The organism is Flavobacterium algoris, from assembly GCF_048158525.1.
GTDB classification, from domain to species: Bacteria; Bacteroidota; Bacteroidia; order Flavobacteriales; family Flavobacteriaceae; genus Flavobacterium; species Flavobacterium algoris.
The window spans coordinates 1-16440 of sequence record NZ_JBLNKT010000020.1; the positions used below are offsets into that span (position 1 = coordinate 1).

The window sequence follows — 16440 nt, forward strand, 5'->3', positions numbered from 1 at the left end:
CCGAATGAGGTTTAAAAACTGGCTGCATAATCGCTGATTTTGGTACTTAAAAATACGAAGAATCAAAGTAATAAACAAAAAAAACTGCCCGAAAATTACTTTTCGGACAGCCTCTTGATTTTTTTACAAATTATCATTTCCTACTTTACAGCAGCCTGATCGGTCAAGAATGATAATTTTCCATCTAAAGGTTTAATTAATTGCATAGGATATTTTTCAGGATTGTAATCTCCATATAAAACTTCGTTTAATGCATGCGCTTTATTTTCTCCAAAAGTTACAACCACAATTTCCTTCGCTTTATTGATGATAGGAGCCGTTAGCGTTATTCGATACATACTTTGCGACTCTAAATAATAGGCCGATACCCATTTATCATTCTCTTGCAATACGGCTTGACCGGGAAAAAGTGAAGCGGTATGGCCATCATCTCCCATTCCTAATAAAATGAGGTCAAATTCTCCATCCTCTCCTGTAAGACTTTTAATCAATTTCTCATATTCCAAAGCATATTCCTCAGGTGAAAAACCTTCTTTATACATTGGGAATACGTTCTTTTTTGGTATACCAACATGACTTAGCAGGTAATCGTATGACATTTTTGCGTTACTGCGTGCATCATCAAGCGCCACCCAGCGCTCGTCTCCCCAAAAAACAAAAACATTATCCCAATCTATTTTGGCCTTGTATTGGGGCGTAGCCAAAAGCTTGTAGATAGATACTGGAGATGAACCACCGGTAAGTGCTACCAAAAAACGGCCCCGTTTCTGTATTGCGTTTTGTGCAGCAGCTATAAATATATTGGCTACATGGGGTGCTATTTCTTCTTTATTATTAAAAATACTTATCATTTGTTACTTCTTTTTCTTCTTCTTGTTCTACCTTATTAAGTGTGTTTGATGCCCAAGTGTGTCCTTGACGGGCCAGTAATTCATTTGCTGCCTCAGGACCCCAGCCGCCGGCTTCATATTGATATAAACTTGAAAATTTATCATTTTCCCAGGCTTCCTGAATGGTTGTTACCACATCCCAAGCTTCTTCAACTTGATCTGAACGCATGAATAATGTAGGGTCACCCTGCAAAGCATCCAGTAATAGTGTTTCATAAGCTTCTGGTGATTGTGTAGAGCATGAAAAATAATCAAACACCATCTCTGCAGGTTTTAGCGAAAGGGACAGTCCCGGTTTTTTTGTCATAAACTGTAACCGAATATCCATTGCGGGCTGAATGTTTATAATTAGACGGTTTGGCATCATCCCTTCTTTTCCATAAGAAAAGGTAGAATGGGTTACCGGTTTGAACTGTATGACGATAGAGGATTGTTTTTCTTTCATTCTTTTACCCGTTCGGACATAAAAGGGAACATCTTGCCAGCGCCAGTTATCAAGGTAAAATTTCATCGCTACAAATGTTTCTGTATTAGAATTGGATGCAACTCCTTTTTCTTTCAGGTATCCAGGTACTGGTTTACCTTTTATAGATCCCTTGTCGTACTGGCCTCTTACCGTGTAATGTTTTACTTCCTCCGGGGTTATACGGCGTATCGCTTTTAAAACGTCAGCTTTGCGGTTTCTAATCTCATCAGCCTGTAAGGAGTTAGGGGCTTCCATCGCTACCATGGTTAAAATTTGCATCAGGTGGTTTTGTATCATATCCCGTAATGCTCCGGCACCTTCATAAAAACCGCCACGGTCTTCAACTCCAACTTCTTCTGCAACAGTAATCTGTATAGAATCAATAAAATTACGGTTCCAGAGTGGCTCAAACATTGAATTTCCAAAGCGGAAAGCCAGGATATTCTGCACGGTTTCTTTGCCCAGATAGTGATCTATTCGGTAAATCTGTTTCTCTTCAAAGGTTTCTGATAATAGCTTATTTAGCAACTCTGCAGAACTTTTATTGTAACCAAAAGGTTTTTCAATAATGATGCGATCCTGTTCCGGATTAGCGGCAAGGTCTAATTTTTTAATATTGTTAGAGATCGTTGCAATTAAAGAGGGTGCTATTGACAGGTAAAAAAGCCTGTTACCACGTTCCCCAAAAGACAAATCTATGGCGTCCAACTTTAATTTCAGTACTTGAAATGATTCTTCTTGGTCGATATCATTTTGTAAATAAGTGATATGAGAAGCAAATTTCTGATAGGCTTTATCAGAGGTTATTTTATTTCTGGAAAACGCTGTCAGGTTATTGCTCACATCGCTTCTGTAGGTCTCATCGTCTTTTTTTGCTCTTCCAAGCGCAATGATCTCAAACTTTTCTGGCATTCGACCATCAAGATAAAGATTATAAAAGGCAGGGAAAAGCTTTCTTTTTGCTAAATCGCCTGTTGCCCCAAAAACAAGAATGATGGTTGGCTTTATAGTATCGAGATTATTCATTTTGTTCCATTTAAAATTTAGTCATTCCACTCTGTGTGAAATGTACCGTTAGTATCAATGCGCTCATACGTATGTGCCCCGAAGTAGTCACGCTGCGCTTGTATAAGGTTAGTAGGAAGCGTTTCAGATCGGTAAGCATCAAAATAAGCTAAGGAATTCATTAAACCCGCAATAGGTATCCCTTTTTGAACTGCGAATTGTACCGTAGATCTAATGCTGGATTGATTTTGGTTTATGGCCTTAGCAATAGTATCATCGAGCAGTATGTTTTTTAGCTCTCCGTTCTTGGCATAAGCCTGTCTGAAATCTTCAAGTGCTACCGAACGAATAATACATCCACCACGCCAAATTTTAGCGATGGTCTCTAGGTTTAGATTATAATTGTACTCTTGTGAAGCTTTGGTTAACAATGCTAATCCTTGGGCATAGGTAATTAATATAGAAAAATGTAACGCTCCTTTAAGCGCTTCTATAACCAAAGGCAAGTCAGTGTTACTTTGTTCCGCATTCCAAACCAATTTCGCTGAAGCTTGAATTCTTTCCGGTTTGTTTTTAGACATATTACGCAGGGTTACTGCGGCGTCTATAGTAGGAAGCGGCACTTCTAAATCCATCCCATTTTGGGAAGTCCATTTTCCGGTTCCTTTAGATTTTGCCCAATCCGATATTACATTTATAAGCTTTTGGCCGTCGGTATCTGTTTGCTTTAAAATATGTCCTGTAATTTCAATCAAGTAGGATTGAAGTTCAGTGTCATTCCAGTCTTCAAACACTTTTTGAATCGTAGTATCGTCTAGACCGTACCCTCGTTTCATAAGATCATATACCTCAGAAATAAGCTGCATAATACCATATTCGATTCCGTTATGAGCCATTTTTACGTAATTACCTGCAGATCCGTTGCCTAAATATTCTACACAAGGTTCACCATCGACTTTAGCTGCTATGGATTCAAAAATAGGACGTAGTCTTTCATAGGCTTCTTTATTCCCGCCGGGCATAAGGCTCGGGCCAAATCGGGCTCCTTTTTCACCACCAGAGATACCCATTCCAAAAAAGTGAATCCCTTTAGCTGATAATTCTGTAAATCTACGGTCGGTATCTGTAAAATAGGTATTGCCCCCGTCGATAAGAATGTCTCCTTTATCTAAGTAGGGCAGTAGGCTTTGAATGACAGTATCCACAGGCTTTCCTGCAGGTACTAATACCATAATGGCTCTTGGTTGTTTAAGAAGTTCGAGAAACTCTTTTACTTCTGTTGTGGCCTTAATTTGGTGTTGGGGATTAGCTTCCTGTGTTAGGGATAATACTTTTTCCGTATCCAAATCCAAGCCTGCTACAGCATGCTTTTGGTCCGCCATATTCAAGAGCAGATTCCGACCCATTACCCCTAAACCAACTATACCAAAATCAAATGTTTTCATAATTAGTATCTAAATTTATTATACAAAAAAAAAAGGCTGGAATTTATTTATAAATTCCAGCCTTAATCCAATAATTACGCTACAGTTACACTGTTTATAGCTTCTTTTAATGCTTTAGCAGCAGCAGCGGGATCTTCAGCGCCATATATAGCACCACCTGCAACAGCTACATCTGCACCAGCAGCTACAACATCTTTAATTGTATCGATGTTTACACCACCTGCAACAGAAAAGGGAACTTTTGCTAGTTTTCCTTCGCTAATAAGTGTTTGTACGGAGTATCCTGCTAATGTTTGTTCGTCAAGACCAGCATGTAACTCTACAAAAGCAACTCCAAAAGCAGTTACCTCTTGAGCTCTTTCTACTCTGTTTTTAACTCCAATAGTATCAACTACTACCTTTTTACCGTGTTTTTTTGCAGCTTCTACCGCTCCTTTTATGGTAGCATTATCAACAGCACCCATAACTGTTACTAAATCTGCACCTGCTAAAAATGCGATCTCAGCTTCTAAGAAACCAGTATCTGCAATTTTCATGTCTGCAAAAATTAATTTGCCTGGGAAAGCGGCTTTCATTGCCGTAACCACTTTTAGACCTTCCGATTTAATTAGCGGTGTACCTAATTCTATAATGTCCACGTACGGTGCTACTTTGTGTGCCAATTCTAATGCTGCTTCTGTAGTAAGTAAATCAATTGCGACTTGTAATTTTGTCATGTCTAAATGTATAAAAAAAATTAATAATAAATAATATAAAAAATCGTTATTCCAGGTTGGCGTGTTTGGGCCATAGGTCCTCTTTGGTCAAACCTGATTCTTGCCATAAGGTCATAAAAACACTTTCTAACACCAATAATGTAAACTGTTCAAAAAGACTGCCTGCATATTGCTTAGAGACGGAAACACCGAAGTCTGTTTTTGTTGCAGCATTTACTAATATAATAGCGTCTGCCAATACGGCTAATTTGCTTTTTACATCGGCAGTAATAGCGATAACAGTAGCTTGTTGACTCTTCGCTTTCTCAGCGGATGACAGTACAGAAGCAGTAGTTCCGGAACCCGATGCCAGAAGGAGTAAATCTCCTTTTAAAATAGCAGGTGTATTGGTTTCTCCTACAATGAATACTGTATATCCTAAATGCATAAACCGCATGGCTGCCATTTTTAATGCAAGTCCGCTCCTGCCAGCTGCCATAACAAAAATTCGTTTGGCTGCTTTAATTTCGTGAACCAAAACTTTTATCTGTTGAGGATTTATCTGATTTGCCAGTTTTCTATTTTCCTCTAAAATAGCAAGCAAATTATTGTTTGTCAAAGTATCAGTGTTCATTTGTTTTATTTTAAGTAAAGTCATGCGTTCCTTTAACCATTCCAATTCGTAGCAATACGATTGGGTAATTATACATGCTGTTCTCGAGTGTTTGCCTTTTGGCATTGCGTAATTGAAAGTACAGGATACCTTTTATTTAATTCCTCCTAAACAGCATTAAACTAAATAATTAAGCTGGAATCGCTTTTTAGCAACAGCAGTGGATCTTTATTTTAATAGTATTAATTACTGATGCAAAGATAGGGTAGCAGTGAGGGTAGGGTGTTATATAAACAAGACTATGCGGTATAAATTTGCGCCAGTTCGTTTTGTAGGTCCGTTGGGGTTTCCTTTAGTTTAGCTTTTACAAATTTATTAAGTGCAGATGGGGAACTGAACCCAAGGTCAAATGCTATTTCTTTGTGTGAGAGATCACTAAACAATAATTGTCGTTTAATTTCTGTAAGGATTCGGTTGTGGATAGCATTTATAGCAGTTTCGCCAGAATATTTTTTATTCAGTGCATTGAGCTTTTTAGTACTGATAGCCAGTTTTGAGGCATAGTATTGTACGGTACGCTCACTTTTATATTGATGGTTCAAAAGTTTTTTAAATTCGATATAAGTATGTTGATTTGGTCCTTGCGCATCATGATGTAGAACTGGATGCTGACCATGTATCGACTCTATGAGTCCTAAAAGGAAAATTTTGATATAAAAACGCGCTTGTTCCTTTTTGACAAGGCTGGGGGCGTTGTAAATGTCTTGTATATTCTTTATAATTGGAAGCACCTGTTCGAATTCAAGACTAGAAAGTGCAGTACAATTCAGGTGTGCTGAAAGGTTAACATTATAAGCACTAAGCTCATTTTTTAATATATCGGAACAAAACAATACTTCTTCAAATAATATAATTTTACCTGTTAAATCACTACTCAGATGAGACAAAAAGTGAATTTGATCCGGAAATATAACGGCTATTTTTCCTGAGTTTAACAAATATATTTTGTCTTCAATATGTACTTTACTAGTTCCAGACTCTACTAGAATAATACAAAAATGATCTTTTTTATGTGGTTTTAAATAATCCTGAATACGTGCCGTCTCGAGGTCAAAAACCCGGAAGGACAAATTTTTATCATCCGTTTTTTGAATATTTTTCTTGATTTCAAACCTCTTTAAGTCCATGTGATATTTTTTATTTAACTGCCCAGCGATAACAAATTAACACTTCGAATGCATCGAGTTCATTGCGTCAGGTATAGAATGATATGCGTAACTGTAACTTATTGAATTTAATTAGCTTATTTAATACAAGTGTTTTTCTGTTTACATTAAGTTAATAGATTTGTAATCAATGTATAATATTAGAAAAACGCAGTAGAAGTAAATTTACTTAAAAAAATAAGTGACAAATATACGTTTTTCTAAATTTCAAGAAAATAGTTTTGCTTGAAATTAGGCTTAGATTAAATTCAGAACTCTTTTAATAGTAAACGATGTAAAATGTTTATCAGCTGTCCGAAAACAGATTTACGGAAAAAATAATTACTGATACGTATCGTTTTTTTAGACAATTTACAAATTTAATTGAGAAGCTGATTTTACAGCTTTTTTTGCTACTATCGGATAACAATAACAACTTTCATTTTTAAACAGAAAATTCTTTCATATTTTAAATAAATATGTTGTTAATCGGTTTTATTGAAGCTTTTAACAATTTAATGTTAAAGTGTTTTTATTTTAGTATGGAAAAAATGATTGTTTTTTTGAATAATTATAAGTTCAAAATTCAAGGGTTTTATTTAACTATTTACTTTTAACCAACCAACCAACCAACTAATTTTACATTTTTATGATTAAAAAATTACATAAAAAAGTGTTCCTTTCTGCAATATTTTGTTTCCAGGGAATAACGATGTTACATGCTCAATCTACAGAACAGCAAATTGTCGTCAATTTAACAAATGATCAAAGAGTGAAGGTTTTTACCATGGAACCCAACCTAGGGACACCTTCTTTGATCACGATGAAATCGACAGGTTCAACGCTTTCTTTAAATGACACGCCTGCCTTCTTACACACGGTATTAGGTTTAGGTGAGGGAACCACTTTTATAAAGGAAAATACCATCAATTCAAACGGTATTCAAATCGACAAATTCCAACAATACAATAATGGAATTAAAGTAGAACACGGCGTTTTTAAAGCTATTTCATCTAAAAACATTGTTCAAGGTTTTACTGCAGAGTTTTACAACCTCCCTTCAATGTCTATTAATCCAGGATTAAGTGAAAGCGCAGCCTTGCAAAAGGCGCTTAACCACGTAGGAGCAACTACTTATGCCTGGGATTACATTCAGTCTCTAGGGAATTCACCTGAAATTACCGCCGCCTATAACGAAGTTTACCCTAAAGGGGAATTGGTTATCGTTGATAATTACATGACTCCTGCCGCGGATTTAACTTTGGCATACAAGTTTAATGTTTACGCTGCTGAGCCACTATCACGTGCTTACATTTATGTAGATGCAACGAACGGAGAAATCTTACTATTAGATGCCATAATTAAACATGCAGAAGCATTAAACGGAAAGGAAGAAGTTACAAAAACTATTAAAGCATCCGGAACAATAATTACTAACCCATCGACCAACACATTTAAAATGGGATCTTTTCCTCTGGCTTATACTACCGCGACAGGAGAAACTCGGTATGCGGGAAATAGAACTTTTCAGACTTCAAAAAACGCTAATGGATTTTGGGAATTAAAAGGAATTTCACCGTCTGGAATCTCAAATGAGACCAAAAGTTACAGAGGTTTAGGTGGTGCTCCGATAAGTGTACCGGGATTATCTGATTTGACTGTTTCTATATTTGATGGGGACAGTAGTGGCTTGTATAGTGAAACAGCCGATAACAGTTGGACTTCAGCAGAGCATAAAAAAAATAATTTTTCTACTACCAGCAGATATCCGGTTGCCAATGAATTAAATAATGATGATATAGCTCTTGATGCACATTGGGGCGCGGAAGTTGTGCTTGACTATTGGAAAAACATTCATAACAGATCAAGCTTTGATAATAAAGGTACAAAAATCATTAATTATGTACACTATGGTGATGCTTACGACAATGCTTTTTGGAACGGAAGCGCTATGACTTATGGTGATGGTAGTTACCAAGGTGGAACAAAACCAAATGGTTCTTTTGCGCCATTAACATCAATGGACGTATGTGCACACGAAATTGGACACGGTGTTTGTCAATTTACTGCTAATTTAGTATATCAACGAGAATCTGGGGCTATGAACGAAGGTTTTTCAGATATATGGGCGGCTTCAGTTGAAAATTACGTGCTCACGAAGATTGATGGAACCTTACCATACGACCCATGGGGTATAGGTGAGCAAATTGATGAGCGTGATTTAGGTGTTGGACCAGGTCAAGCTACCACAACAGCTTTGAGATGGATGGATGATCCAAAGGCGGCCACTGCACCAGACTCTTACGGAGGATTAAACTGGAAAGAACCGGAGTGTGGAACACCAACTTTGGCAAATGACCAATGTGGTGTGCATACGAACAGTGGCGTACTGAACAAATGGTATTACCTAATGGTAACTGGTTCTGGAAAAGCACTCTCTTTAGGGAAAAACAAAAAGACTGCCGATGATCAAATTACTGACAAAGGAAATGCCTATAAAGTATTGCCTATAGGATACGACAAAGCAGATAACATTACGTATTTAGCAGAAACTATGCTTGCTCCTAATGCAAAATTTGCTAACATGCGTGCTGCCTCTATATTAGCTGCTCAAGTATTATACGGAATTGCATCTAATGAAGAAAAACAAGTTACAAATGCTTGGCACGCAGTAGATATTGGAAATGCATACGCTGCTGGGGTTCCTAATACAATTGTTTTCAGCACAAGTAATAATCAAATTTTATCTGAAAACAATCAAATTGATGGTTGTTCAGATGTTAACACCTATGATATTGTAATTACAGGAAATCAGGTTTCTCCATCGGCAACAATAAGCTTTAGTATTGCGGGAAGTACTGCAACTTTAGGACAGGATTTTACGCTATCTAATCAAAGTTTAACCTTTAACGGTACTGAAACAAAAACGCTTAAAATTACCGTAAATGATGACGCATTAATCGAAAATAATGAAACGATCGTATTGTCTTACTTATACAACGGTAAATTAGAAAAACAAGTATTTACTATAGTTGATAATGACTTTGTCCCTAGAACGGGTAAAGATGTTTTTGAACTATTACCTACAGAAACTTTCTCACAAGTTGGTTTGCCTTCAGGATGGTCTACTGTTTTAATAGACACTGCAGGAACGAATGTATGGGCAATTAATGGTGCGTCAAGTGGAGCAGGAAGAGCATTTATTACAGATGGACTCACAAATACTACATTTTATAATTCTAATGTTCCATCTAATACTATTTTAAGATCTCCGGTATTAAACGCTAGTGGGGCAAGTAATGTAACGGTAAGTTTTGATTGGGAAGCTGGTGGAGAAAGAGATGCTGCCGAAGAAAACAGTATTTTTGACTTTGGTGAGTTTGTTTATTCTACAGATGGTGCCACTTATATTTCAGTTAAGAAATTTGTGGGAACAGCTCCAATTGGTGCTGTAAATACAAGTGGAAAATACACGGGTATTATCAATCAATTAGATGGTCAGTCCTTCTATATTGGATGGAGATGGTTTAATGACTCCAATGCAGGATCTCCATTTAGTTTTGCGATTGACAATGTAGTTGTTTCTGCCAAACCGGCTGGAATAGAAACGCAAATAGGAGAACATGCCACTGCAACACTATATGCAGGAAATTCAATTTATTTCATTAGTACTACCGATAACGCTTTAATAGCTAAAGTTGAGAATGCTTCTGCAGATCTTGGATGTGTGACTTTATCTGTTATTGATGAAGGAACAACTGCCAAAACGTTTTCAAGTATTGCTACTACCAGAACTGCAAAAGCGTATGCTATAAATACTGCAAACGCGGACGCTACTTATGATTTAACAGTTTATTACACAAATGAGGAGTTAAGTGCATTTAACAATGCATCCGCTTTAATTCCAATGAAAGTGAATAGTTCAAACATTGACGATGCTAATGACAAAGCAAAAAACTTTACATTAAATGGAGTTTTGACAGATGTTAACACATTAGGTCAATTTAGGGCCTACACCGGTAAATTCAAAGGTTCTGGAACTGTTACTCTTGTAAATAATTTTATCTATTGTACAGACGCACCTGCTCCTTGGATATCAGGTACAGTGGGAACTACAAATACAGGTTCAGTATGTTACAAAGGCGGTAATTTTGAAGTTACAGCTTCTGGAAGTGGATTTAATGATTCTAGAATTGATTCGTTTAATTTCACATACCAACAATTAATAGGTAATGGGGAGATAATTGCTAAAGTAACTAGTCTTAATAATACAAATAGAGCAGCTAGAGCGGGAGTAATGATCAGAGGATCTTTAGATAAAAGTGCTATGTTTGCTATGACTTCAATCGCTTCAAACCCTAATTTAACAGGAACAGCTGTTAATTTTGAATCCAGAAAAGCAGATGGAGATAAATCTAAAATTTCTGGGTTTACTACTTGTATTTTGCCTAATTATATCAGAGTAGTTAGAAACGGAAGTACAGTTACTTCGTATATTTCCTCAACAAATGGTAATTGGGTACAATTAGGAACCAACATTGTAAATTTTGGAGAAACAGTATTGATAGGATTAGCAAGTACATCAAATCTTGATGGAGTTAATACAGTAGCTAATTATACTGATGTTACTATAATCTCAGGTTCTGGCATGGCTAAATCTACGACTACTAAATCAGCATCAAATCCAGTAGTTTATGAGGATATTGATGAGAATTCGGTTACGATTTATCCTAATCCGGCTGTTAACTCTCTCAGCATTGAGTTGTCAGATTCTACAGTTGAATCCATTGCGATTTACAATTTCTTGGGTAAAGTTGTGAGAGTTGAGAATTTGAAATCACCCAACAAAAGTGCTAATGTTGATGTTTCAGATTTTTCTAAAGGGTTATACCTTTTAAAAATAAATACGACGGATGGAAGATTATTAAACAAAAGTTTCTTAAAAGAATAACTTTAATGGTTTTTAATTTCCTCAGATTAAAAGGGGCGGATTTATCCGTCCTTTTTTTATGCACGGACAATTAATCCATTTAGTAGTTTTATGGTATACCTTGTCACTAAAACACAAGAGATAAAGATATAAACAGTAAAAGGGATAAAACTAAATGCTCCAATTAGTATAAAAGCATCTGAAAGTGACTTCCATTTCAAGATTCGAAAAAAGCATGTTACAAAACAGTCTTAAGAATGCGAAAAATCATCCCAAATATACTCTGGCGGAGTTTTGTGCACGGTTTGAAGTGAGCTGATAAGTTTACTATTTAGCTCATGATAAAGCGACATGAACAAGTATAGCACATTCTGTCTTGTCCTGAAATTTCTTGTCGTTTTAGGTTACATAAAACCATAACTATTTTTTTTTAGTACCTTCATCCTTGAAAAGATTCGGACAAAAGCTTTAAATCTTCAAGTAAAAGGTTCGAATTTTGTACCATAAGGTTCACTAAAATCCTTATAAAAATCTGATTTATAAGGGTTTTTTAATTTAGTTTCCATTTTCGTTACCTTTTCTCTTTCTTAATACTAACGGACGATCCTTTTTTTATAATACTTTTTTTAATGCAATTCATCCTTTTGCTGATGGCAATGGCAGGTTTTTAAGAATAATTATAAGCGTTGTAGCACAAACCCCAATTCTAACCACTACAATTACCCTGCAAAGGCTGAAGAAGGGTGGTGTGAGAGGCGCACTTCGTCGGTTTCTGGCGGAGCCGTCTACTCGATTATGGCTAGTGGTTATTCTTGCTTTTAGTTTGTTTCAAGCAACCAGTTAAAAACATTTAGGTGTTTTACTCCGCTTCTGCTTTGGGTAAAAGAATCTGTCGTTAGTAAATATTTTGGGTAGTTGTCGTTAATTTTTTCTAATGCGCCAAACTCAAGTTCAACGGTGCTTTCGTTTGTCATTTGCCAAGCAACTTGATAGTACTCGATGTCGCCTGTTGGGGATTTGCAAACAAAATCTACTTCAGCATTACGTGTTGTACCTGTCCAAATTTTGTTGCCTCTGCGTAGCAGTTCGAGGTAAACAACGTTTTCCAATATGCGTCCTCTGTCGGTGGTTCGTTCTTTACCGGCCAAAATATTCAACAAACCTGTGTCCACTAAATAATATTTTTCTTGTGTTGCGAGTTGCTTTTTACCTTTTAAATCGAATCGATTTACTTTATAAAACACAAAACTTTCCACTAAATATTCTAAATATTTTTCTACAGTGGCGTGATGGATACTTTGTTTGTCTTGCTTTAAGGTATTTGAAATATTGTTTGGCGAAAGTGAATTGCCGATGTTTGAGGCTATAAATTTTACAATGTTGCCAAAAGCCCGTTTGTCATTTATTTGGTGGCGTTGCGTAATGTCTTTTTCGATTATTGTTGTGTAGATGGCTTCCAAATATTCGTAGATTTTATCAAAATCTTCTTCACGTAATTCTACGACTTTGGGCAATGATGTTTCGTTTACATAATCAAAAAACAAGGCTTCGTAATTAAGGTATTTGTTGCTCGTGTCAATGCCCCGTGCCGTTAAGTATTCTTTAAACGAAAAAGGTAAAATAGAAATTTCGATGTCGCGACCGCTCAATAAAGTTGCCAACTCACTACTCAATAAAAATGCATTTGAGCCTGTTATGTAAACGTCTGTGTTTTCAGTAGCAAAAAGTCCATCCACTAATTTTTCAAAAAGCGGAATATTTTGCACTTCGTCCAAAAAACATAGTTGGTCTTATCGGCTTGCAGTTTCTTTTTTATTTCAAAGTAAATGTCGTCCCATGTTTTGTTTAAGTAATTTTCAGGCAACTCAAAGTTGTAGAACTGAATTTGCCGTTTGCCAACACCTTGTTTTAGTAATAGCTCTCGATAAAGTTCCAGGAGTGTACTTTTGCTGATTCTTGAATAACTTCCATTTGCCACTCTCTTAAAAAACACCTCAAATGTATTCCCTATTTCTGTAAATACTAGCGTTTCGCAGCCAATGCATTCAAATTAGCATCAATAAGAATTTAGTCTTCATTACAATATTAATCAATTGATAGTCAGTGTTTTTTCGTATTTATGTTTTAAATTACATCAGTAATCTATTTTGTAGTTTTCCTGCGCAAATTTTTTATTTCATCCCTTTTTACTTCCTTAAAAGCCCTAGCCATACTCTCCGTTCTAGTTCAGAATATGATTTTGATACCTGCCTCAATTGCTACAAAGCGGCGATAGCTTTTACTTCCCCTCATCTTGACACGCGTCCTAGTCAACTTAAAGAAAAGGAACTACTTGTAATAGTAAATGCGTAACAAATAATTTAGACAGTTACTCGTTATTCACTATCTTTATACTGAACATTAGTAAATGATTCATGGAAAGCAAATCTAATATTGAGAATAGTCTTTGGAATTTAAGCATCGAAAGCGCTTATCGGAAAGTAGCTGGTAATGCAAATGGACTTGATGATATAGAAGCGGTCCGTAGATTAAAACAATATGGTCCCAATTCCATAAAAAGCAATGCTAATTCCTCTCTGTTTATTCTGTTTATCTCACAATTTAAAAGCCCAATTACGATATTACTTATCGTTGCTGCTATATTATCTGCGTGTTTAGGAGATATTTCAGATACTCTAATTATTCTCTTTATCCTACTCCTAAGTAGCTTACTTGGTTTTTGGCAGGAAAAAGGAGCCACAAACGCAGTAAAAGAACTGCTGAAAATGGTTCGATTAAAATGTAGGGTAATTAGAAACAGCATTTCAAAAGAAATAGCTGTAGAAGAAGTTGTTCCTGGAGATATCGTGACCCTGTCTGCCGGAGATATTATTCCTGGCGACTGTCTTATTTTAGACTCCAAAGATTTATTTGTTGACGAAGCGGCTTTTACCGGAGAAACTTTCCCTGTAGAAAAATATTCTGGAGCACCACTTCCTGCAAACACAGTACTTTCTAAAAGGAGTAATACCTTGTTTATGGGAGCGAGCGTCATTAGCGGAAAAGCAACTGCTCTAGTTATGACAACTGGGAAACAAACAGAATTTGGAAAAATCTCGGTTAATCTTCAACTAAAAGCACCAGAGACAGATTTTGAAATAGGAATACGCAAATTCGGATATTTGTTAATGGAAGTTACACTAGTACTTGTTATTATCATTTTTGGTATAAACGTATTTTTGCATAAACCAATTCTCGATTCTTTTTTATTCTCCCTTGCACTTGCAGTTGGTTTAACACCTCAATTACTTCCTGCGATTATAAGCGTTAACCTTTCCACAGGAGCAAAAAGAATGGCTAAATTACAAGTCATAGTCAAACGTCTTTCTTCCATTGAAAATATTGGAAGCATGAATATTCTCTGTTCTGATAAAACCGGTACCATTACCGAGGGCAAAGTAAACTTGAAAGATACTTTGGATATCTCCGGAAAACATAACGATAAAGTATTGCAATATGCTTGGTTAAACGCATCGATGCAACATGGATTTCGAAACCCTATAGATGAAGCTATTTGTTTAGTGTATAAAGAAACAGCGCCTACCTATACTGCCAAGTCTGAAATCCCTTACGATTTTATTCGCAAACGCTTAACAATAGTAGTCCAAAGCGAAAGCACCGATTTGGCGATTACTAAAGGAGCTTTGAATTCCATACTATCTATATGCAGCCATGCCGAAATTTCAGAAGGAAAACTCTTGGATCTATCAGATACTAAAGCAGCAATAGTCCAAAAATATGAAGAATTAAGCCAAGCTGGTTACAGAACCTTAGGTGTTGCCTATAAACCCTTTGCTGAGACTAGTACTTTTACGCGTGAAGATGAAAAAGAAATGATTTTCTTAGGGTTTATTACTTTATTTGATCCACCAAAAGCAAATGTTGAAGCCATAATTGTAAAGCTAAATACGCTAGGGGTTAAACTGAAAATTATTACAGGAGACAATGCGCTTGTAGCAAAAAGTTTAGCATTACAAGCGGGCATTAAAGATCCAAAAATACTTACTGGTGCCGAATTGCAAAAAATGACCAAGGCTGCACTCATGCACCAAGCTATTCATACTGATATATTTGCAGAAGTAGAGCCCAATCAAAAAGAACATATTATTTTTTTATTAAAAAGTAGCGGCAATGTAGTTGGATTTATGGGCGACGGCATCAATGACGCGCCGGCACTACATACTGCTGATGTAGGCATCTCTGTAGATACAGCTGTCGATGTTGCCAAGGAAGCCGCAGATATTGTCTTGTTAAGTCAGGATTTGGATGTCCTTATAAATGGTATTATTGAAGGTCGAAAAACATTTACCAATACAATGAAGTATATTTTCATGGCAACCAGTGCCAATTTTGGCAATATGTTCAGCATGGCTGGTGCTTCCTTATTTCTTCCTTTTTTACCCTTATTACCCAAACAGATTTTGCTAACCAATCTTTTAACCGATTTTCCAGAAATGGCAATTGCAACCGACCGTGTTGATGCACTTAATATTGAAGCGCCACAACGATGGGATCTTACTTTTATTCGAAAATTTATGATTGTTTTCGGGCTACTCAGTTCTATTTTTGATTTCTTAATGTTTGCAATTTTACTATTTATTTTTCATGCAAAAGAGAAAGAATTTCAAACTGCATGGTTCACAGAATCGGTGATTTCGGCGACATTAATCGTACTTGTAGTGCGAACAAAACTATCGTTTTTCAAGAGTTTACCCGGTAAGTACCTATCTATCGCAACTGTAGTAATCATACTAGTTGTACTTGTATTGCCATTTACTCCGCTGTCCACATGGTTTGATTTTGTAAAATTACCTCCATTGTTATACCTGTGGATGTTTTTGTTAATCACGATCTACATTCTATCAGCAGAAATAGTAAAGCACTTATTTTATAAATACATGATTAAGAACTATGAGAAAAAAATAGAAAAGAGCATTAGAAACCACAAAAGAAACCTTAGAGATTAGATTGTATAACAAGAACCCAGCATAATTAGAAACTCTTTCTTTTGGCTTAAAAGAGAGCCAAGGGCTAAGTAATGACCATAAAATGGTTAGCTACTGAAAAACCGATGGCTATTCAGTGTAATGAACCATAAGTACTTACAGTTGTGATGCTCTGATTTCTTGCAATCCTAATAAGAAAATACATT

General features: G+C 36.2%; 9 protein-coding genes and 1 pseudogene. 3 read left to right on the forward strand and 7 right to left on the reverse strand.

Annotated features, from left to right (window positions below; translation table 11 throughout):
• Positions 1–140: 140 nt before the first annotated feature.
• The 6 genes from pgl to ACM55I_RS11035 all read right to left on the reverse strand — a co-directional run bounded on the left by pgl (position 141) and on the right by ACM55I_RS11035 (position 6301).
• A complete protein-coding gene (gene pgl / locus ACM55I_RS11010) occupies positions 141–851 on the reverse strand; it encodes a 6-phosphogluconolactonase (RefSeq protein ID WP_416846846.1) in 711 nt (236 codons plus the stop codon).
• Positions 835–2382, reverse strand: a complete 1548-nt coding sequence (zwf, locus tag ACM55I_RS11015; protein WP_416846847.1) for a glucose-6-phosphate dehydrogenase — start codon at positions 2380–2382, stop codon at positions 835–837. Before zwf ends, pgl begins: the two co-directional genes overlap by 17 nt.
• 17 nt (positions 2383–2399) lie before the next feature.
• Positions 2400–3806, reverse strand: coding sequence for an NADP-dependent phosphogluconate dehydrogenase (gndA, locus tag ACM55I_RS11020; RefSeq protein WP_416846848.1), 1407 nt, complete (start codon positions 3804–3806; stop codon positions 2400–2402).
• Positions 3807–3880: 74 nt separating this feature from the next.
• Positions 3881–4522 (reverse strand): 3-hexulose-6-phosphate synthase, encoded by a 642-nt coding sequence (gene hxlA / locus ACM55I_RS11025; RefSeq protein WP_416846849.1) that lies wholly within the window; start codon positions 4520–4522, stop codon positions 3881–3883.
• A 46-nt stretch (positions 4523–4568) separates the two neighbouring features.
• A complete protein-coding gene (gene hxlB, locus ACM55I_RS11030; protein WP_416846850.1) occupies positions 4569–5240 on the reverse strand; it encodes a 6-phospho-3-hexuloisomerase in 672 nt (223 codons plus the stop codon).
• A 173-nt stretch (positions 5241–5413) separates the two neighbouring features.
• Entirely contained in the window at positions 5414–6301 is an 888-nt protein-coding gene (locus ACM55I_RS11035; RefSeq protein ID WP_416846851.1) for an AraC family transcriptional regulator, read from the reverse strand.
• A gap of 667 nt (positions 6302–6968) precedes the next feature.
• On the opposite strand from ACM55I_RS11035, the gene ACM55I_RS11040 reads away from it, so the two are divergent.
• Both ACM55I_RS11040 and ACM55I_RS11045 read left to right on the forward strand, forming a co-directional pair.
• Complete coding sequence (locus ACM55I_RS11040) at positions 6969–11270, forward strand: M4 family metallopeptidase (RefSeq protein ID WP_416846852.1); 4302 nt, start codon at positions 6969–6971, stop codon at positions 11268–11270.
• 601 nt (positions 11271–11871) lie between these two features.
• Positions 11872–12093, forward strand: a pseudogene (locus tag ACM55I_RS11045) (Fic family protein); the annotation flags it as partial.
• Here the strand turns inward: ACM55I_RS11045 and ACM55I_RS11050 are convergent.
• Positions 12068–13024: an ATP-binding protein gene (locus tag ACM55I_RS11050; protein WP_416846853.1), complete on the reverse strand. Its 957-nt coding sequence runs from the start codon at positions 13022–13024 to the stop codon at positions 12068–12070. The pseudogene ACM55I_RS11045 and the gene ACM55I_RS11050 sit on opposite strands and share 26 nt — an antisense overlap.
• Before the next feature lie 639 nt (positions 13025–13663).
• Here ACM55I_RS11050 and mgtA point away from each other — a divergent pair.
• Positions 13664–16255, forward strand: a complete 2592-nt coding sequence (mgtA, locus tag ACM55I_RS11055) for a magnesium-translocating P-type ATPase (RefSeq protein WP_416846854.1) — start codon at positions 13664–13666, stop codon at positions 16253–16255.
• Positions 16256–16440 lie beyond the last annotated feature (185 nt).

What these genes read in the sequence shown, in the direction of transcription:
- mgtA (WP_416846854.1), top strand. Translation starts at nt 13,664, where the DNA reads ATGGAAAGCAAATCTAATATTGAGAATAGTCTTTGGAATTTAAGCATC.
- zwf (WP_416846847.1), bottom strand. Translation starts at nt 2,382, where the DNA reads ATGAATAATCTCGATACTATAAAGCCAACCATCATTCTTGTTTTTGGG.
- ACM55I_RS11035 (WP_416846851.1), bottom strand. Translation starts at nt 6,301, where the DNA reads ATGGACTTAAAGAGGTTTGAAATCAAGAAAAATATTCAAAAAACGGAT.
- pgl (WP_416846846.1), bottom strand. Translation starts at nt 851, where the DNA reads ATGATAAGTATTTTTAATAATAAAGAAGAAATAGCACCCCATGTAGCC.
- ACM55I_RS11040 (WP_416846852.1), top strand. Translation starts at nt 6,969, where the DNA reads ATGATTAAAAAATTACATAAAAAAGTGTTCCTTTCTGCAATATTTTGT.
- hxlB (WP_416846850.1), bottom strand. Translation starts at nt 5,240, where the DNA reads ATGCCAAAAGGCAAACACTCGAGAACAGCATGTATAATTACCCAATCG.
- hxlA (WP_416846849.1), bottom strand. Translation starts at nt 4,522, where the DNA reads ATGACAAAATTACAAGTCGCAATTGATTTACTTACTACAGAAGCAGCA.
- gndA (WP_416846848.1), bottom strand. Translation starts at nt 3,806, where the DNA reads ATGAAAACATTTGATTTTGGTATAGTTGGTTTAGGGGTAATGGGTCGG.